Raw genomic sequence first — 20,944 nt, 5'->3', positions numbered from 1 at the left:
ACCGGGGAAAATATAGATTCGAATAGAATTAAGATAAAACAATAAGCTAACGCAAAAAACAATAATAACTAGAAAATACACATAAAAATAAAGGGTTACAATAATGGAATTTACAAACAAATTGGGGACCATAGACAGTACAATTTTTATTGTCTATGTCATAGGCTTGCTGTGTCTAGCTTTGTGGGTTTCTCGCAATGATAAAAAAGAAGGCGCAAACACCGAAGACTATTTTTTAGCAAGTAAGTCATTACCTTGGTGGGCTATTGGTGCTTCGTTAATTGCTGCTAATATTTCAGCGGAACAAATTATTGGTATGTCTGGCTCGGGTTACGCGATTGGTTTAGCCATAGCTTCTTACGAATGGATGGCAGCCATTACCTTGGTGATAGTCGGTAAATACATGTTACCTATTTTCTTAGAAAATAAAATTTTCACTATGCCACAATATCTTGAACAACGTTTTGATAGCAAAGTAAAAACTACCATGGCCATTTTCTGGTTGGCAGTTTACACCTTTGTTAACTTAACCGCAGTATTATGGTTAGGTGGTATGGCTATTGAAACGGTAGCTGGCGTTGATTGGATGTTTGGCATGATATTTTTAGCCGTGTTCTCCGTTGCCTATTCTTTATACGGGGGGTTAAAAGCCGTTGCTTTTACCGATATCTTACAAGTAGTTTTATTAGTGTTTGGCGGCTTGTTACTGAGTTATTTAGCCCTAGATGCCGTTGCTGATGGGCAAGGGGTTTTAGCGGGTTTTGGTATATTAACCGATACTATGCCAGAACATTTTGACATGATTTTAAGTCCTGAAAATGATCACTACATGAGTCTGCCAGGTATTTCGGTATTACTTGGTGGTATGTGGGTGATGAACTTTAGTTACTGGGGTTTCAACCAATATATTATTCAGCGTGCTTTAGCCGCTAAAGACCTTAAAGAAGCACAAAAAGGTATCGCTTTTGCTGCTTATCTTAAATTATTAATGCCGCTTATTGTTGTATTGCCAGGCATTGCCGCGGTTGTACTTTACCCTACATTAACAACACCCGATCAAGCTTACCCTTCAATGATGGCTATGTTGCCTGTTGGCATAAAAGGTCTAGTTTTTGCTGCCTTGGTTGCTGCGATTGTCTCTTCACTTGCTTCAATGACCAACAGTATTTCTACTATCTTTACCATGGATATTTATAGCCGCTTTAAACCAAATGAGAGTCAACGCCATTACGTACATATTGGCCGTATCGCTGCGTTAGTCTCATTGTGTATCGCGTTAGTTGTTGCTCAGCCATTACTGGGTAAATTTGACCAAGCATTTCAATATATCCAAGAATTCACCGGTTTCTTTACGCCAGGCATTGTGGTGATATTTGTGATGGGTATGTTCTGGAAACGCGCCACATCAATGGGCGCATTATCAGCAGCCTTAGGCTCTGCAGTATTTTCGTTAGTGCTTAAATTTTCTTGGCCTGAATTACCGTTTATGGACCGTGTTGGTTTAGTCTTCTTACTTTGTTTAGCGCTGTGTTATTTCGTGTCTATGGCGGGTAAACCAAATACCACCGATAGCAGTGTTAGTTTAGACAAAATTAGCTTTGACACCACAAAGTCATTTAATGTTGCGGCAGTTGGTGTAGTACTTATCCTTACGGCTTTATACGCTACTTGGTGGTAATAAAAAACGTCAGTTTATAGTTATCAATAACGGGTCAATTGCAATATCTTTGCTAGGAAGAGGGATAAGCAATTGACCTTTTTTTAAAAGGTAAAAACATGAAAATATTAGTCACAGGTGGAGCAGGATATATTGGCTCCCATACCGTTTTATCGTTACTCGAAAATAACTATGATGTTGTCGTTTATGACAACTTGGTAAATTCAAGTATTGAGTCAATTGATCGTGTTGAAAAATTAGCGGGTAAAAAGGTTGAATTTGTTGAAGGTGATATCTGCGATAAAGACAAATTAAGTCAGGTATTCAAGCAATATAAAATTGATGCGGTAATCCACTTTGCTGCGCTGAAAGCGGTTGGTGAATCGACCCAAATACCGTTAAGTTATTATCAAAATAACGTCCATGGCACTGTTTGTTTACTGGAAGTTATGCAGAAAAATGAGGTAAATGATTTCATTTTTAGTTCATCAGCAACGGTTTATGGCGAAGAAAATGACATCCCCTATGTTGAAACAATGAAGTTGGGCACACCTTCAAGCCCATACGGTGCAAGTAAGGTGATGGTAGAGCGGATACTGGCTGATTTAGCACAGTCTGATGATAACTTCAGAGGGGTATCACTGCGCTATTTCAATCCTATTGGCGCCCACGAAAGCGGTACTATAGGTGAAGATCCAAAAGGTATTCCCAACAACCTGTTACCTTATGTTGCACAAGTTGCTGTCGGTAAACGTGAAAAACTGAGTGTTTTTGGTGATGATTATGAAACTAAAGATGGCAGTTGCGAACGTGATTATTTACATGTAATGGATTTAGCCCAAGGCCATGTAGCTGCTTTAGATTGGTTAAATCGCCATAGTGACTTTAGCGGTGTTGAAGCGTTTAATTTAGGCACAGGTAATGGCGTGTCAGTGTTTGCCATTCTAAAAGCATTCGAGCTAGCCACTAATAAAGGAATTAAGTTTGAAGTATCACCAAGAAGAGCGGGCGATCTACCCGCTTTTTGGGCTAATGCCAATAAAGCTAATAAAGAACTTAATTGGCAAGCCGATAGAAATTTAGAACAGATGATGGAAGATACGTGGCGCTGGCAGTCAAAAAATCCAAATGGGTACTTAGTTTAATGACTCAATTAGCAACAAAGTTGAATGAAGATTCAGAAGCAACGTTGGTAACTCAATTGGAAAGAATTATTTTGACCAATGACCATGGTATGTCAGTTGAAATCATCAATTTTGGTGCTCGTATTAAGTCAATTAAGTTTCCGGTAAACACTAAGCCGACGGAAATGATACTGGGCTATGCTTCGGCGCAGGAGTATCTAGATGATGAGTTTTATTTAGGCGCAACCTGTGGCCGAGTGTGTAACCGGATCTCAGCAGGAAAATTTCAACTAGATGGTAAACAATATCAGTTACCGCAAAATGATGGTGAAAATTGTTTACACGGTGGCATTGATAATTTTGCTTTGCGTTATTGGCAAATAGACAGCGAAAGCCTCACCAATACGTCAACTACTTTATTGCTAATTTCTCCCAATGGAGACCAAGGTTTTCCAGGCACTCTACATTTATCCATCACTTATCAGTTAAGTGAGGATAATGAACTCAGCATTGAGTACTTGGGCAATACCGATTTAGCGACTCCAGTAAATTTGACTAACCATGCCTATTTTAATTTGGGAGAGGATGACTGCCAATCACTCTATTTACAAATAATGTCTTCGGCAATACTTGAAAGTAATACAGATAATATCCCTACAGGGAATATTATCTCGGTATCACAAACAGATTATAACTTTAGAGAGCCCGTCTCTATTGGCGAACGACAGCTTAATACTGAAGATGAATCGCTTACATCGAAAAATGGCTACGACCATTGTTTTGTCCTAGATAACACCAAGTTTGAGCAACCTAAAGCGATTCTTACTTCACTGAAAAATCAAATTGCTTTATCTATATATACCGATCAATCAGCAATTCAGTTGTATACAGGGTATTACTTAAGTGGCCCGTTTAGCGCATATCAAGGCGTGTGTTTAGAAGCTCAAAATTATACAGATGCGGAAAATAATCGACATTTTCCCAGTAATATTTTGAAGCCAAGTCAGCAATATCAACGAAAAGTCATCTATAAGTTTGAATCAATAACTTAGAAACAAATCGAGTTGATAGCATTCATTTGAGCATAAAAAGAATAAGAAATATGCCATGTTATGTTAATAAATTAGATTAAGTGATTGATATGAATTAAATAGCAGAATCAGGCGTAACTATTGGTGTAGATCTTCTTGGAGGTTAGGCATTCACTATTGGCTAGTGGTAGCTAAAAAAATGGATTTAACAATGAAATAGTTAATCCAGTTGGTGATGCTGCTTTTGCTTTAATGCCTTTTGCTTTTATGCCTTTTGATAAAGACGTAAGAATTTGAATGGATTGCTCCTCTCCTTTTGCAATGTCGGGATTGATTAAATTAAAAGATAGCTTTGATATTGCCATTGGAAATGATCCTGACTTTGACGGTCATGGTATTGTGACTAAGAGTGCGGACTAATGAACTTTAATCATTATTTGGCGGTAGCAATCCATTATTTAATGTCGTATCGGCAGTGGCCTGACTGCCCTCAAATAGGTAAAACACTAGTATCTTCATCTTTAATAGATCGTGTCATTGGGAATTTAAATAAACCAATATGTGAAGTGCTTGTAGGGTTTAAGTTGTTTGTGGAAGGTTTGATGCATGAATGGCTCTTGCTGGACAACGGATAAGGATGGTTTTATTTTAGGACTGTTAGGAGCAGAGATCTTAGCCAAAACATGAAAAGATTCTCATCAGCATTATTTGTCATTAGTGCAGCGTTTAAGTGAACTCTATTATGTTCGCGTTGAAGCCATTGCTTCTACTGAGCAAAAAAAGGTATTAGCTAATTTACACTCTAGTGACTTAGCCATTAATCGCTTAGTCATGCTCCAGGTAATGGCGCGGCTATAGATGGCCTTAAGGTAACTACCGAAAATGGCTGTTTTTCAGCTCGACCATCGGGTACTGAATAAATTTATAAAATTTATGCTGAGGGTTTTATAGATCAAGAGCACTTGGCCCTAATTATTGAAGAAGCACAAGGCATTGTTAAAGCAATCTTTCAGTTGAAGAGATAGTTGTAATGGTTAATCAATGTTGATAAGACCATCCTGGCATTCTGAGGGCTCTTGCGCTGTAAAATCTATGAACATTCATTAAGTGTTATTATAGGTAGAGTAGTAGGGCCATCAACTTGTTTATAACTAAGCATGCATTTATCATGTAATTCAGTAGGTGGTGTATCTCCGAGATAGATAATAAAATGACCTCCAACCATAGTACTTGAAAAAGCATCATTATCTAATTCAATCAAATCATCCCAACTTCCTTTTGCTGATGTTGGTAAATAATTAGCTCGTGGGTAACCATATTTAATGGATAAATCAGTGCCATTAATATCCACCACTACTCCAGCACCAGCGGTCAAATTGTTATTACCTTTTATCACCGATTTAGCGTAAACCATTGCCGTTGCACTTTTAATTGAAGCTTCAACAGCTTGTAAAGTGGCGGTGTTTGCATCTTCTTGCAAATCAATAAATTTTGGCAAAGCCGTCACCGCTAAAATACCTAATATGATTATAACCACAACCAGTTCTATTAAGGTGAAGCCTGATTGACTAAATACTCCCTTTATATTTTGAGTTTCCAGTAAGTTAAATTTAGTTTTCATTATGTAACGTTTCTCAAAGATAAAGGCAATAAGCTACTTTTTTGTTATGAGAATAAAATAAAAGTAATGAAGTAACAAGCATAGTTTCTAACATACGAAATCAGTACCAACTTTATGGTATTAAGTTTTTATTTTTCTTTAATCCCACTTTATTAGCTGATTGTTAGAAATAGAAATTTGTACGCGGAGCTCATTATCTTCATTAAGTTTTGCTGTACTGTACTCTTACTTACATGGTGCATTACTTGATCTACTGCATAATGAGGTGTTCTCGCTAGACCTACCCATGCATTACGACTGGATTTTTTAGCGACATACAAACAGTGATCTGCAATATAAAAAACCTCAATTCAGCTAACAAGCCTGATTTCTTGTTCAAAAATGGGTAACTTGTAAAACCAATTGTACAAGTTTTCTTTAATATCTTGTTCTCAATGCACAGCTCAGTTCTATCTATTTAAATGATAACTTTTTAAAAAATGATCAAGGTATGTCTATTCACATGAAGAGCCGGAACAACTGTAGACCTTTTATTGTTCAGGTTTGGTATGAAAACAATACAAACGTGCATCTTAGAAACACCTGAGAATATAACATTAAAGCACTAACTCTACAGTTTATATCTCACTTTGGGGCACAAAGCGCCGTAGAAATTTGGCTGGTTTTGGCCAATTTGATTCAGCCACTACAGGAAAATAGTTAACGGTCAGGTGAATACAGTACTAGTAGTGTATTCACCATTACCACGAGAGGGTTTACTTATTTGTTCGTATTGAGGACATATAATACTCTTGATTACTAATTCAGCTCTCTGATTATAAAGTTAACATTCCTATCTCGACATTTGACGGTATTACAGCATGGCCGAAAATTTAATATCCGAAGATATCAATCACTCTTTTGATAGTGCTACTTTAATCCATATAAATTATCTAGCATGTAATAACATAATAATTAACTTCATTGTTTTAGTTCATATAACTTATTTTTAGCCTATTTTAGATAATTAACTTCATTGTTTTAGTTCATATAACTTATTTTTAGCCTATTTTAGATAATTAATTCAAATGATGTTTAGAAGTTAAACCAAAATCTTCTAATAAAACATATATAGAGGGAAGTACTAATAAAATTAAAAGTGTTGATATTGACATTCCGAATATAATACTTACAACTAAGGGTTGCACTACTTGTGCTTGCAAGTTGGTTTCAAGTAGCAACGGTAAAGTACCTGCTATGGTAGTTGCTGAAGTTATAAAAATGGCTCTAAACCTTTCTTTTGATGCGCAAACAGCAGCCTGATGTGTATTCATTCCCTCTGTCTGATGTTTTTTGATATAGGCGACTAGTAATATCGAATCATTTACCACAATACCAGCAAGTGAAATAAAACCGATCATACTTGGCATTGCTAAATCATAGCCTAAAAGAAAGTGTCCCCATACTACGCCTATTAATGCTAATGGTATTGCTAGCATTACTATAATAGGTTCAAAATAACTTCGAAATTGAAAACTAAGAATGATAAACACTCCAATCAACCCAAATAGAAACTTTTGCCCCATAGATTTTCCTGTTTCTGCGCCATTTTTTATTTCTCCCTCATAACTAACTGATATATCTGGATACATTTGAAGAATATTATCAATTGTAGTATCTCTTACCATAGAAATAATCTCGGATGTATTAGCAATTTCAGGGTTAATATCAGCAGTGACGGTCACGGTTCGTTCACCATTAACTCGATTTATTCTTGTCAATCCCCGCTCTAGGCTAAACTCTGCTAAAGAAGATAATGGTCGCTGGCTTCCATCATTTAAAGTGATGGGGTAGTTTTTTAGGTGTCTTAAACTCGATTTATCACTATTTTGTAACTGAACATAAATTTCAATATTATCGCTACCTCTTTGTACTTCTTCAGCTTTTTCTCCTAAAAATGCTGCTCTCAGTTGGTTAGCAATCGAAGTACCATCAACACCAAGCGATAAAGCACCTGGGTGTAACTTAACAACCCACTCTTCTTTACCTAAGCGGAGGTCATCCATGGTATTTGATACGCCATCAAATTTGTTTACGGCCTCTTTTACTTTAGTAGCAGCTTTCATTAGTGAATGAATATTTGAAGAGTGCAATTGAATATCAATAGCTCTGCCAGCAGGACCTATTTTAGGTTCTTTGAATGAAACAGATAAGATGCCAGGAACTTCATCAACAGCATCTCGCCATTTATAAATAAAATCAGCTAATTTGGTCTTTCTAGACTCCGCAGTGAGTAAGTCAACTCGGATAGTAGCTAAGTGAGAGCCTTGCTCAAAAGCATCACTATTACGATTAAATTCAACAGTGGTATGTTGCACTAGTTCTACTTTGTCTGGTTGTTCTGGGGTAAGCTCATCATTAATTTTATTTAATTGAGTTAAATAATGAGCTACCACTTGCTCCGTTTTAACCAAGGTGGTGCTTGGTGGCAGCAAAATCTTTACTTCAACTAAATCGCCTTCAAGATCAGGAAATGATTTAAACTTAAGAATTCCTCCCGCCATTAGGGCAATGGATACAAAAAACACAGCAAACACAAAGCCAACGGTAAAGTATCGGTTTTTAATACAGATTTCGCACCAACGTGGCAATACAGAATTACGAACGTATTCAAACCTTTTGTTAAACGCCTGCTTGAAAGTAAATTCATTTTTAGGGGAATTTTTATCTTTACGTAAAGAGTGAATTAGATGGTTTGGCAGAATATAAAATGCTTCAACAACACTGACAAACATTGTTGCTATTAATACAAGAGGTATGTCTTTTAATACTTGTCCAACATCACCGTTGATAAAAGCGAGACCGACAAATACGACAAACGTTGTTAAAAATGAAGAAAATACTCCCCCTGCAACTAATTTCACCCCTTTTATAGCACCTTCATTTATGTTGCCTTCTTTATCAACATGAGCAGCTATACTTTCAGCAATAACAATTGCGTCATCCATCAAAAGGCCAATTGCCATTAATAATGCGACGGTTGATATCATATTAATGCTGACCCCCATCAGAGCCATTAATGCCAAAGCACCTAGGAAAGATACGGGTAACCCCATAGATACCCAGAAGGAATAACGTATTGAAAAAAACAACCACATTACAAAGAAAACTAATATAAAACCTTGCCAAGCATTGCCGAATAACATGCTCAGTCGACCTTTAACAATTTGTGCGCTGTCTTGAGTTAATACTAAGGAAACCCCTTCTGGAGCAATTATTTGTGCTTTGCTAGTAAATGCCTTTACCACTTCAACTAAATTAATTGAATCTTGGTTTGTGTTTTTTTTGATATCAATGATTGCTGCGCGTTTACCATCAAATAAAATTTTCTCCTCTTCTAGTTCAAACCCTTCTGTAATATTTGCAAGTTCTTTCAGTTTTAATTGAGAACCAGATGTAGTGCTTTTAATTCCCAAATTCCCTAATGATTTTGCATCAAGTTGTTGCTGATCAAAACGAATCAAAATAGTTTTACCCTCAGAGGTAATATCTCCACTGGGTAGTTTAATATTTTGGCGCTTGATTAAACGAGCAACATCGCTCACAGTCAGGCCATATTGTCTTAATTTGTATTGTGAAAGTTCAACTTTCAGTTGATGATCTGAAAAACCTCTAATATTTACAATGGAGATACCCTGTTCTTTTTTTAGATTTCTTTTTATTATCTCTGCATATTCTTTTAGTTTAAAGTCAGCTATATCGGCTGTTATAGCTAATGAAATTAAATGTTGAACTTGTCCTAACTCTCTTACTATTGGTTTTTCAGCTAATTCTGGGAAACTCTCGATCGCATCAACCTCTGTTTTTACATCGATGAGTGCTTGAGAAACATTACTCCCTTCTAATATTTTTACTGTTAGGGTTGCTATGCCTTCCCTAGCTTCACAAATAACTTTTTCAACATCACTTACATTGTTAGCTGCTTCTTCCATTGGTAAACACAAAGTTTGTTCTATTTCTTCGGTGTTAGCACCGGGATAAACTACTGAGGCTTTAATTTTATTCGTTTTAACTTCAGGGAATGTTTCTCGGTTTAAATTAGGTAAACTAACTAATCCTGCTATGATAATAATCAACATTAACAGATTAGATGCAGTAGGGTGCTTAGCAAAAAAAGTTATCATTTTGATTGCCCCATTACTGTTCTAACGGTCATGTTTTCAATTGCAGGTAAAAGATCAGTTATAACAATCAAATCATTTACTGAGATAGTATTTTCAAGACTTGCATCTATTGCAGTATAACGACCCGATTCAAATAAAGGGTTTACTGGTTTTATCTTTAACGTATCACCTTCAACAATATAAATAGACCCCCCATGAATTGCCTCAGTGGGCACACTAAGTATTTGTTTTTCATCCCCCATTATCTGAACTTCTAAAAACATATCTTTCACCACTGGACTGTCGTTAATATGGTCCATGTTCTTCCAATCGTTTTTTATTTCTACGGTTAAACCTACGGTATTTCCTTGTGGATCTATACTGTCAGAAACGCGTGTCACTTTTCCTGGCCACTCTAAAATGTCATCACCGGAATAAAGTCTAATTTTCGTTTGAAGCTTCAGGCGTTTTATATCAGGAAATTCATTACCTTGTAATAATGAAGAGGAAATGGATTGACGAAAAAGTTGTTTGATATCTGTTATTGCAAACTGTGCATCTACTTCCATAGTGCCTATATGATCCGCCTGTAATAAGATAGATTGCTTATTTATGACTTGATCCATTACAGCGTTAACTTGAGTAATACGCGCATTAAATGGAATGTTAATTTGGGTTTTATCCAGCTTTCGTTTTGCTTCTTGAACACGAGATTGATTCACTTGAATTCGGGCCTGCGCAACATCGATATCATTGGGAATTAATTTTAAACTTGTTTCTAACTCTAGGACTTTTTCCTGCTGATCAAATACATTACTTTGCTCTTTATCAACTGAAGATTGTGAGATAGAGGCACTTTTCAGTAAGCCTTTCTTTCGTTTATATTCTTTTTCAATAATTCTCAGACGATTTATACTTAATTCAAGAGATAAGGTTTGTTTATTTTCCTTCAATGCTATTCTATCGGCGTCAGCAATAGCTGAATTCAGATCAAATTTTGCTTGTGCTAATTTTAATTGATAATCAACAGGATCAATTTTAAAAGCTACAGTACCAGTCCTCAGCATATTTCCTTCTTCAAGGTTAGGGTGGCGATAGATAACTCGACCAGTAACTTCCGATAATGCTTGCCAACTTTTTTTTGCATGCGCACGACCATAACCAGTTATAGACATTGTCAACTTACGAATTTCAGCCTTTTCTATTTCCACCAAAGGGGAAAATATAATGTCTTTCTTTAATTGGGGAGCTGGCTTTAATTTAACCATGATTATTAAAATGAGAAAGCCGATAAATGGAAGGATTAACAACCAGCGACGTTGACTAGTTGCTAATATCTTACTAAACATTACTTTCTCCATTAGTATCTTGCACAAAGAAACCACATTCAATTAAGCGAGTATTATGCACTATCATTTTTTCAAGAAATTCATCGTCATATTTAATTCCTTCCATCTCCCCCATTAAGTCTCTTGTATACCAAGGAAACATAATAAGCCCCATTAAAGAAATTCTAAATTGTATGGGGTCAACATCTTCTCTCAGCTTTCCTGCTTGTTTAAATCGTGTAAAAACCATATCAAATATTTTTAAATGGTCTGTACCCATTGTATTAATAAAGTAATTCTTACATACACCTTGGTTTAGCATCACTTCCTTAAGAAGTAGTATGGGAAACTCAGGGGACTGTTTTATCACTTCTACAAAACTACGAAAAAAGTCTTCTAAATTATTTAAATTTGAACTCTTAAGGTGATGCATGAAATTAGTCATAACCTGAGCCGTAACTTCCTTTACCATGGCCTTATACAAGCCTTCTTTATTGTGGAAATAATATTTAATCATGGCTGAGTTCACGCCAGCAGTATTAGCTAATTCTCTGATGCTAACCTTATCGTAAGCTTTTTTAATAAACATCTTACGGGCAGCATTAATTAATAATTGCCGAGCAACATTATCGTCTTTTAAAGGCCTGCCTACTTTATTCATTCCCTATATCCTTTTTATTTATATCAGAAACACTAGTTTATTAAGTGTAGAGGTATTATTTAATCCTGTGATTAAATAATACCTTTTATTGAAAAATTGACTAGAAAAAAAATTAATCAAAAGTCTGGTTATGATTAATTAAAAGTGAGACCCAATTAGCAATTTGGTTACGAAATAAGTATTATAAAAGTTCAAAGAATAAAATTTTAATCTAGTGGTGCAGACAACTGTGACGTGGTTAAAGTGTGGGGGGAGGGGGGCAATTTTTGCAATCATTTATGGTCTTAAAATACATCGTTTTACAGATAATGATAAGTGTTGAATATTAATTTTAAGACCTACTCAATATAAAATGTATCTCTGCCACTTAGGAAGAGATACATTTTATAAGTTTATTATATTTAATAATATTCTCTGTAATTTCACTAATTTAATCTACAGAAAAACTATTAGTAAACTTTAAGTACATAAACAAAGATTTTTGGGGGTGATAATGTTTAAATGTATGTAGATACTTTATATATAAAGATGATTTTCATTCCGAAATAGTTCAGAAAAGGATATTGAAATAGAAGATTATGATTAAAGTTTTAGTTGTTGAAGATGAGAGACAAATAGCAGCGCAAGTTGCCAAGTACATTATCCGTGAGGGTTATAAAGCTATTGTCTTAAATTCAGGTGAAATGGTTATTGAGACGGTAAAACAGGAGTTACCTGATATTATTCTTTTAGATGTAATGCTTCCAGTTAAAGATGGCCTTCAGTGCTGTAAAGAAATCAGAGAATTTTCTAATATACCAATTATTATGCTAACCGCTAAAAAAACAGAGAGTGATAGAGTTGTTGGTTTACAAGCTGGTGTTGATGATTATGTATGTAAGCCTTTTAGCGCTAAAGAGTTGATGCTTCGTATTCAAGCCATTTTAAAGCGCTCAGGTATAGGTAATAATCAAGAAACGTTGGGGTTACAATTAGATAAAAATGGTTTCTTTTTAAAATTTAATAAGAAAGAAACCAAGTTAACTAATTTAGAGTTTTCATTACTTGATCTACTTATGCAAAAGCCAGGTAGAATTTACTCTAGAGAACAAATAATAGCGCTTGCTTATAAGAACGAACGAAACATATCAGATAGGGCAATTGATAGTCATATCAAAAATATTCGAAAGAAAGTTCGTTCACTCGATATTGAAAACAATATAATTGAAACAACTTATGGTGCTGGCTTCCGCTTTGTCCCTATCAGCTAACATTGGACCACTGCAAAGTGTGTTTGTTAGCTGATAAATTGAATGACTCGATTACATTAAGCACTTTCCTTGAGTGTAATATCTTTTTGTGTCCAAGTTTATTTGGAGTTACAATAATTGTTTTTGATGACAAGGTGATATTTTCACTCGTGGTGAAAGGAATAAAGTCATCTTGAGTATCATGAATGATTTTAAGTTGGCCATCAAATGCTTTAAGTTTAGAGATAATACAAAGCTCTGCTATAGGCATTTTTTCTCGTCTATATATCTCATTAATTGTTCGCTTTATTAACAACTCATCAAAACCTGCGTGGTATGCTCGGTTTTGCATAAACTGATAGATGTCTATGATAGGAGATATTAATAAGAGGTCTTTATTGTATCTCTTAAACCATTGGCTATTGGCTATTACCGATGCCCCTAGGCCATGAGCAATAACCATATTTGGTGCAAAGAGGTTTGCAGATAAATCTTCAAATACCTTTATCATCTGAGGCAAGTTACTAAATTTCCCTTTGCTTTTACCGTGAGCTGGGAAGTCAAAACTAATTGTTGAGTAACCTTGTTCTGCCAGTTTTTGCATAAGCGGCCAAAAATCGAATGCACTACCAGACCATCCGTGAACTAACCAGATACATTTACCTTCACCATACCTATAAACATTTAATTGGCCATAACGGGTTTCAACATTAAATACTTTTACATGCTTTGGCCAATTTGAATGTTTTTTCTTCGGTTTAAATATTGCATTTCGTGCTATTTTAAAAGCTAAATTTGGGACTAAAATTCGCAGTGTTTGAGTACTTACTTTTGTCCAAAGCGTTTTTAGTTTTTTCATTATTTTACCTTTGATTCCATTTACTAGGTAATAAGTCTACAAAGTAAATGTGGATAAAATAGGGATAAAATAAAATATTAAACGGTTTACAGGGGGGATTAAAGGGGTAAGCTGATAACTATCTTAAGACCACCTAAACTTGATTTCTCAGCATGTATTGTTCCGTTATGTAATTCAATCAAACTCTTACATATAGCTAACCCTAATCCTGAACCACCAGTTTCTCTACTTCGTGAATTTTCAACACGATATAAACGCTCAAAAATAGCATTTAAGTCCTTATCTGATACTGCAGGCGCACTGTCTTCTATTGATAAGTAGAAGGTATTGCTTCTTGTTGTTGCTAATATGCTTACCCGACCTGGTTTGTCAGTGTATTTAATGCAGTTACTGAGTAAATTAGTCATAATTTGTTTTATTCTATCTTGATCTAAATTAATCATTAACTCACAGGGGAAGTCTTTTGTGATTTCAAAGGTGAGTTTGTTTTTATTAACTAATTGTCGTAATTCCTTTTCCCAAAGATCAAAGATTATATTAAGCTCAAAAGGCCTAACATTAAGTTGTAAGGCTCCCACATCCGATTGTGCTAATTGATGAATATCATCAATTAAGTATTCAATATCAGTAATTTTATTATCTAAAGCATCATAACTTGCCTGTACATCTTCTTCTAGATCGTCTTTAAGTGATTCAACTTGAAGTTTGAGTACAGTAAGTGGGGTGCTGAGTTCGTGAGATACATCACTAAGTAATTGATTTTTTTTGGCTAACAGCTCATCCATTAAATGATGTTTATGTTGTGCTAACTTTTTACGTTGTATTTGTAGATATAAAAAAACAATAAGAATAACTACGATAAACATAGTGGTAATTGTCACTATGGTTAGTCGTTGTTCTAAAATGATATTGTCTAGTTGATTTAAATTTTCATCAAATAGCTTTGCCGACTGAATGGCGGTTTGCTTAACAAAGTTGTTTTTTAATTGTCTTTCTTTATCGATTAATTCAAAAGCCGAATTAACAATGTCTGTAGGGTTATTAATCATCATTCCTTTAATGAGCAGCCGTTCTTTTTTAATGGGCTTTCTATCGGGGAACATGGTTTCCACAAGAGATAACATGTTGAAACTTTTTTCAATTTCACCTACGCGAAAATAAGCAATACTGAGTAATTCATAAGTGGCTTGCACATACGAAACATTCTGACTGTCATGTACCTCTTTTAGTCCCTCTTCTAAAAAAGAGGTACTCAATGGCCAGTTTTTCTCAAGTTGAGCAACTTTTGCAGACAAATAGTAAAACTTTAATTGGGCACCTTTAAATTGAGGATAACGAATATGCCATTGGGATAGTTGAGTTAAATGCTGCTTAGCTAAAGTTATATCTACTAATGCAATACTGTAATGAATCGCATTTAAAAGCATATTATAAGTAGAGTTGGTATCGGTGGTTTCACGAGAAAGGTTATAAGCGAGCATATTGTATTCATAGGCTTTATCGTAAATTAAGGCCCTAAAGTACAATGTTGATGCTTGGTTAAAAATGATTATTTTTAAGGAGGAGTCGAGTTGTTGATTTTGGGCTATATCGAAAGCTTCATCAAATAACGTAAGGCTTTTGGCAATACCATGTTCTTCATTTTGTAAACATTTTGCATAATAACTAATAGATTTAGCGGTTAAACTAGGATCTTTTAGTTCACGGGAGTAAGTTAGCGCTTGTTCACGATCTTCACAGCTTGTTGAGTTTTGATGATCTAAATTGGTAGACACGCGCGCACGCTCATGTAACAGATTAATTAATAACGAGGATATCGATAAATTATTAGATGAGTAGATATCTATCCCTTTGGTAAATGCAGCTCGTGCGTCACTCATCAAACGTTCTGTTTCTAAAGATTTCCCCAATAAAAACCAATATTCAGCCTGCTGATATGGACTGAATTCACTTAGCTCACGGTCTGCTTCCTTAAGTAAATTGATCTTTTGTAGGTTATCTTGCTCTGAGTGGATTTGTGCTTTTAGTTCAGGAAATGTTATGCGCATATAGCCGGGCATAGCAATATTGTTATGTTGTGCGTATATAGCCGGGGATAGCAATATTGCTGATAATGTTAATATTCTAATAATCTTGAAAATATTCAATGGTGCTTACTCAAGTTAAAGTGGATAATTATTTAAATTAGCATACGTTTGTCCACAGTTTGTTGTGAGGCTAGTTATGAGTTTTATCGAACTTTTTTATTCTACCTTGCCTAACTAAGAAGAGCCTTATTCTGCCTATTATTTCTGAATACTGCTTACGTTAACTACGAGAGGCCCCTTTTAGAGTAACTGGTAGCTCTATGATTGTTTTAATACTGAGGTACAATTAAACATCTATGTGATGTTTAAGTGAAGACTATTGCCATTCACCCTCGCTATGAGTTTATTCACAATGCGCGAGTAGTTAATACTCTTGGAGAGCATCATAGTTTTGTAGTTTTTTAAAGCATATTCTTTAGTTTCTTGATTATCTGTTGAGCTGTAATCAATTAAATCTATGATAACACGTTGAAGAATATTTTCGTCTGAGTTTGTAGAAAAGACTATTTCAATCAGACTATCGTAATTTTTTTGAGTAATGTGCCCTTTAAGGTCGTTAATAATTTTGCACGATCATAACCAGAAAGATCTGTTCTCTATTTAGCGGCGTTAATGGCTCTACTAATAATCGCATCATCTAATTCTATATCGCCTTCATGATTATTTATTGTGTGGATAGATCTAATAATTTCTGTCATTTCCTCAAAATTAGAAGGATCAATGTTTAGAGCTTGTTCTATTACAGCCAAGTTAGATCCCATCAATATAACGATGGTCGAACACCAAACCAATCAGAAAAAGAATACTGGCTAAATTTAAACTCCAAGTCGGTGGCCAAATAAGTTGCCCCTGCAGTTTTCCCCATAATTCCTCCTAAGTTTGTTGGTATTGTTACTGCTAATAAATAGTAGTTTTTACATTTAAGTCAATATGAATAATTATTTTGACGTAAATTATAATATGTCGTGGATAAAAATATGAACAATCAATCTAGGGTTATTAAAGGGTTAAAGGCAGAAAATTCAACACTGTGTTCTTTAATTATCTCACCTGTATTTATTGGAGTACATCATTCTATGAATAACGTAGTCACTATATGGCGATCCTTGCTTGTTTTTATGCTCTTATTGACTCTCGCTGCTTGTGGTGGAAGTGACGGCAATAACCTAGACCCCGAAAACGACATTAGTAATGACAGTTATACGATTTCAGGCGGTGGTGTAAAAGGGCCATTGGCTAACGCTCTTGTCATTGTTTACGCTATTGATACTAATCAAATTGGATTTAAGGGTGATGAAATAGCCCGCGGCAGCACCAGTAATAGTGCATCCATTACCGGGCTTGAGCTTCCCCTGCCTCTTAGTCCACCCTACCTTATGGAGTTTACAAGTATTGAGGGTGAGACCACGGATATTACCACCGGCCAGCTTCCCGTAATCACTATTTTGCGTACCGTTATCACAGAATCCTCATTAAGTAAGCAGCGACAGCGCTATGCTACACCACTAACCACCTTGGCTGTTGATGTAGCCATCGAAAAAGCAGACTCTGATGCTGCACCTTTTAACGGCAATAATGATCGAATAGTCTCTGTTACTGAATTTATTACAGCCTTACCCATCGCAGCTTCACAAGTCGTTTCAACCTTCGGCTTAGGTTTAGATGCCTCTGTTGATATTTTTGAAGCGACTCCATTGCTAAATGACTCCACTAAAACAACAAAAGAACTAGCAGATGTTGCTTCATATCGCGTGGCTATTGAAGCTGTAACAGCCATTACCTATCAAATTGGTCAGCAGGGCGTTGGCGTCAATGCCGATAACGTCATGGCTGATATTGTGGCCGATCTTGCAGATAATAATAGTATCGATGGCAGTATTGCTGCCAGCACTTTAAACGACTCCGCTTTACTCATCATGCTTCAAAATCCCTCGACATTAGCTATTCCTAATGATCCGGAAAATCGAACGGTTGAGGATGTACAGGCAATTTTGGTAGAAGAAACGGCGTTAACCGGAGTACAAGTTGATGTTAGTGAGCTCGAAGAGGGAGGAAGCATCGATGCAGTTGATGCTATCACCTTCGTGGGACTTAATTCTGATTTGGATAAAGATGGTGTCAGTAATATTGATGATGCCTTTGCTTTTGACCCAACTGAGTCCGCCGATGCAGACTTAGATAGTGTAGGCAATAATGCCGATACCGATGATGATAATGACGGTGTATTGGATGTTGATGATGCCTTTGCTTTTGACCCAACTGAGTCCGCCGATGCAGACTTAGATGGTGTAGGTAATAATGCTGATACCGATGATGATAATGACGGTGTGTTGGATGTTGATGATGCCTTTGCTTTTGACCCGACAGAATCCGCCGATGCAGACGGAGATGGTGTAGGCAATAATGCTGATACCGATGATGATAATGACGGAGTGTTGGATGTTGATGATGCCTTTGCTTTTGACCCGACAGAATCCGCCGATGCAGACGGAGATGGTGTAGGCAATAATGCTGATACCGATGATGATAATGACGGAGTGTTGGATGTTAATGATGCCTTTGCTTTTGACCCGACAGAATCCGCCGATGCAGACGGAGATGGTGTAGGCGATAATGACGATGCAGATGATGATAATGACGGAGTATTGGATGTCGATGAAGTTATTACAAATTTATACGCGTACTATAAAGATTATTACGCCAACAGCAGCTCGCAATTTTACTATCTAATTTATCAAGATGGCAGCTACGGTACGGTTAATTCCGCTGTAGATCTAAGTTATCTTTGTGATAATGGCAGTGGTGACACTGAATTTATCGCCCATTCTTCCAATGTTATGATGTTAGAGATCACCGCCTGTCACGATAGCGAAATGGAGCTATTTAGCTATGATTTTGAGAATCCAACTAAATACGTTTTTAACATCGATACGGCGGTGGGTAGCTTCGAACATTGGTATGGATCCCTTACTCCGGATACTTACGTTATTATTGAAACAGATTATAACGGTGTTCATTACCGGCACAGTATGGATGCTAGAGGCTTCTATAAAAGCGATAACTCTTATGCTAAATGTCGCTTCGAAAGTGTGCCTTATGTCATTAAAAACCTTGAAAACGATCGCATGACATTCTCAGTCTGTACCGATGTAAATGGTGTTGAGAATCTGGCTAATATGACACAGCTTGCAGCAGCAAGTGGTACGCAGCCCTATTTTCAGTTATTCACAGAGGATTGGGATTTGGTTTTTTACAAAGGTCGAATCGTTCATGCTGAGACGATCATAGGACACTATTTTGATCTGGGTGATGGGCCTGTACAGCATAGCTTTACATTTTTTGAAGATGGCAGTGTCAGTAATAGCTTAAGAAGTCACTGTCCTGAAGATGAAGACAATTGGGCAGCACTGACAACGACGGTGGACGGTATTGATTATCGTTATAGTGAAGAATGGTGTCAGTATGACTCAGGGCTTAGTGTGACGATTGACCCGTCTAGCGGCGAATTAAGTGGTACTACTGGTCGAGGCAACTTTTTGATTGATCTAGAAGGTCTAATGTATATCGATTGGGATGTAACCTTATACGCAGACCCCATTTAGTTACAGTAGAAACTTCCTGTGGCGCAGCAGTTGCACCCATATCGTTGGTTTGTTCGATGTTGATAGTTCAGACGGTGAGCAGTGGTATCGATTAACTGCCCCCAAGAGTGGCGAAATCAATGTGACAACTAAAGTGGCCTCGACTTTGCCAGGGACATTAAATCGTAACGTAGACGTCTATGTCACTATTTATGATGCGTGGTGGCGCCATCCTCGCTGATGATGCAGTTGGTGCGCCAGAAATCATTGACTGTACGGTACTAAAAGATACCTGTTATTTGGTTCTATTGGGTGGTGAATATAGGCGATGCTTTGGTCAATTTGGCTTATGCTGCGGATGACAGTGGATAGTTTTCCTTTATCTTGCCGAAAAATGGCACGGTGACAACCAGCGATTATCATTCTACCTTGCATAACTAAAAAGAGCCTTATTCTACCTATTATTTCTGAATACTGCTTACGTTAACTACGAGAGATCCCTTTTAGTGTAAGTGGCAGCTCTATGATTGTTTTAATACTGAGGTACAATTAAACATCTATGTGATGTTCAGGTGAATACTATTGCCATTCACCCTCGCTATGAGTTTATTCACAATGCGCGAGTAGTTAATACTCTTGGAAATCATCATAGTTTTGTAGCTTTTTTAAAGCATTTTCTTTAGTTTCTTGATTATCTGTTGAGCTGTAATCAATTAAATCCATGATAACACGTTGAAGAATACCTTCGTCTGAGTGTGTAGATAAGGCTATTTCAATCAGACTATCGTAATCTTTTTGAGTAATGTTGCCCTTTAAGGTCGTTAATAATTTTGCACGATCATAACCAGAAAGATCTGTTCTCTCTTTAGCGGCGTTAATGGCTTTACTAATAATCGCATCATCTAATTCTATATCGCCTTCATCATTATTTATTGTGTGGATAGATCTAAGGATTTCTGTCATTTCCTCAAAGTTATAAGGATCAATGTCTAGAGCTTGTTCTATTAGTTTATTACCTAGTTGGAGTCGGGCATGAGTCAATTTATCCTGAGAACGTTCAAAGTTTTTTACAGCATTTTTTCTCACCATAATCTCTGCGGGTTGTTCGGTTATATTACTCTCATTGGGTAGTTCGGTTATTTTAACATGCGATAAAGCATTATTTGTAGCTGGGTTGGGAGCGGGTAACAAACAGATTTTACTTGAATTATCTCCGAGCTTAACTGAAGGTGACGGTATTGCGAGTGAGGTAGCTGGCAGTGGTACTTGGTTTTTATAACCTAACCAAAGACCTAGTATGAATAAAGTGGCATGGCTTAAATATATATATTTCATATTATTTCAAATGGTTATATGTTTAAAAAGGTAAAAATAAAATAAACTTTATAATCAGCGAAACACGCTATTATAGTAGGCTGGGTATTGTTTTATTCTACTTTATTTAACGGCGTAGTTTAAATCTCAGGGGCTTGATGCCCCGTCTTACTATTTTATTTTTTTTTGATCGAACTTGTGGTTTTGATTGCAATGTTTAGAGTTTTATCGTTCCTTAATAAAACTCTATGGTTTTAAACTTTAGTCGTTTGGATAACTTTCTACCTCTAATTTATCTTCTTCGCGAGGT

Annotated in this window: 16 protein-coding genes; 7 read left to right on the top strand and 9 right to left on the bottom strand. The window is 36.2% G+C overall.

What is annotated here, in order from left to right; genetic code table 11:
* Positions 1–103: 103 nt before the first annotated feature.
* From CXF85_RS22580 to CXF85_RS22570, 3 genes are all read left to right on the top strand, one after another.
* Positions 104–1,678 (top strand): sodium/sugar symporter, encoded by a 1,575-nt coding sequence (locus tag CXF85_RS22580; protein WP_101230898.1) that lies wholly within the window; start codon positions 104–106, stop codon positions 1,676–1,678.
* Between the two features lie 98 nt (positions 1,679–1,776).
* Positions 1,777–2,802: a UDP-glucose 4-epimerase GalE gene (galE, locus tag CXF85_RS22575; protein ID WP_101230897.1), complete on the top strand. Its 1,026-nt coding sequence runs from the start codon at positions 1,777–1,779 to the stop codon at positions 2,800–2,802.
* Entirely contained in the window at positions 2,802–3,833 is a 1,032-nt protein-coding gene (locus CXF85_RS22570) for an aldose epimerase family protein (protein ID WP_101230896.1), read from the top strand. The genes galE and CXF85_RS22570 overlap by 1 nt, the downstream gene beginning before the upstream one ends.
* Before the next feature lie 170 nt (positions 3,834–4,003).
* Here the strand turns inward: CXF85_RS22570 and CXF85_RS23245 are convergent, their stop codons facing one another.
* Complete coding sequence (locus tag CXF85_RS23245; RefSeq protein WP_232771310.1) at positions 4,004–4,177, bottom strand: hypothetical protein; 174 nt, start codon at positions 4,175–4,177, stop codon at positions 4,004–4,006.
* 54 nt (positions 4,178–4,231) lie between these two features.
* On the opposite strand from CXF85_RS23245, the gene CXF85_RS23240 reads away from it, so the two are divergent.
* Positions 4,232–4,447: a hypothetical protein gene (locus CXF85_RS23240; protein WP_269801215.1), complete on the top strand. Its 216-nt coding sequence runs from the start codon at positions 4,232–4,234 to the stop codon at positions 4,445–4,447.
* Between the two features lie 455 nt (positions 4,448–4,902).
* Here CXF85_RS23240 and CXF85_RS23365 read toward each other — a convergent pair whose 3' ends face one another.
* From CXF85_RS23365 to CXF85_RS22545, 4 genes are all read right to left on the bottom strand, one after another.
* A complete protein-coding gene (locus CXF85_RS23365; RefSeq protein WP_101230895.1) occupies positions 4,903–5,433 on the bottom strand; it encodes a prepilin-type N-terminal cleavage/methylation domain-containing protein in 531 nt (176 codons plus the stop codon).
* Positions 5,434–6,491: 1,058 nt separating this feature from the next.
* Complete coding sequence (locus tag CXF85_RS22555) at positions 6,492–9,596, bottom strand: efflux RND transporter permease subunit (protein WP_101230894.1); 3,105 nt, start codon at positions 9,594–9,596, stop codon at positions 6,492–6,494.
* The gene (locus tag CXF85_RS22550; RefSeq protein ID WP_101230893.1) at positions 9,593–10,924 is read right to left on the bottom strand and encodes an efflux RND transporter periplasmic adaptor subunit; all 1,332 of its coding nucleotides are present in this window, start codon (positions 10,922–10,924) and stop codon (positions 9,593–9,595) included. The genes CXF85_RS22555 and CXF85_RS22550 overlap by 4 nt, the downstream gene beginning before the upstream one ends.
* Positions 10,917–11,564, bottom strand: coding sequence for a TetR/AcrR family transcriptional regulator (locus tag CXF85_RS22545; protein WP_101230892.1), 648 nt, complete (start codon positions 11,562–11,564; stop codon positions 10,917–10,919). The genes CXF85_RS22550 and CXF85_RS22545 overlap by 8 nt, the downstream gene beginning before the upstream one ends.
* Before the next feature lie 578 nt (positions 11,565–12,142).
* On the opposite strand from CXF85_RS22545, the gene CXF85_RS22540 reads away from it, so the two are divergent.
* The gene (locus CXF85_RS22540) at positions 12,143–12,814 is read left to right on the top strand and encodes a response regulator (protein ID WP_101230891.1); all 672 of its coding nucleotides are present in this window, start codon (positions 12,143–12,145) and stop codon (positions 12,812–12,814) included.
* Here the strand turns inward: CXF85_RS22540 and CXF85_RS22535 are convergent.
* From CXF85_RS22535 to CXF85_RS23025, 3 genes are all read right to left on the bottom strand, one after another.
* Positions 12,807–13,652 carry an alpha/beta fold hydrolase gene (locus CXF85_RS22535; protein ID WP_101230890.1) on the bottom strand — a complete coding sequence of 282 codons (846 nt, stop codon included), beginning with the start codon at positions 13,650–13,652 and terminating at the stop codon, positions 12,807–12,809. The genes CXF85_RS22540 and CXF85_RS22535 overlap by 8 nt on opposite strands.
* 98 nt (positions 13,653–13,750) lie before the next feature.
* On the bottom strand, positions 13,751–15,799 hold the full coding sequence (locus CXF85_RS22530) for a sensor histidine kinase (RefSeq protein WP_157829173.1): 2,049 nt from the start codon (positions 15,797–15,799) through the stop codon (positions 13,751–13,753).
* A gap of 536 nt (positions 15,800–16,335) precedes the next feature.
* Positions 16,336–16,488, bottom strand: coding sequence for a hypothetical protein (locus tag CXF85_RS23025; RefSeq protein WP_198555743.1), 153 nt, complete (start codon positions 16,486–16,488; stop codon positions 16,336–16,338).
* Positions 16,489–16,716: 228 nt separating this feature from the next.
* Here CXF85_RS23025 and CXF85_RS22525 point away from each other — a divergent pair, with 228 nt between their 5' ends.
* Both CXF85_RS22525 and CXF85_RS22905 read left to right on the top strand, forming a co-directional pair.
* Positions 16,717–19,341 carry a hypothetical protein gene (locus CXF85_RS22525; RefSeq protein ID WP_157829172.1) on the top strand — a complete coding sequence of 875 codons (2,625 nt, stop codon included), beginning with the start codon at positions 16,717–16,719 and terminating at the stop codon, positions 19,339–19,341.
* A 179-nt stretch (positions 19,342–19,520) separates the two neighbouring features.
* Positions 19,521–19,682 carry a hypothetical protein gene (locus CXF85_RS22905; RefSeq protein ID WP_157829171.1) on the top strand — a complete coding sequence of 54 codons (162 nt, stop codon included), beginning with the start codon at positions 19,521–19,523 and terminating at the stop codon, positions 19,680–19,682.
* A 265-nt stretch (positions 19,683–19,947) separates the two neighbouring features.
* On the opposite strand, the gene CXF85_RS22520 is transcribed toward CXF85_RS22905, so the two are convergent.
* Entirely contained in the window at positions 19,948–20,655 is a 708-nt protein-coding gene (locus CXF85_RS22520; protein WP_101230887.1) for a hypothetical protein, read from the bottom strand.
* Positions 20,656–20,944: the final 289 nt, after the last annotated feature.

The organism is Colwellia sp. 75C3, from assembly GCF_002836255.1.
Taxonomy (GTDB): Bacteria; Pseudomonadota; Gammaproteobacteria; order Enterobacterales; family Alteromonadaceae; genus Colwellia.
This window is presented reverse-complemented; position numbering and strand designations above follow the sequence as displayed.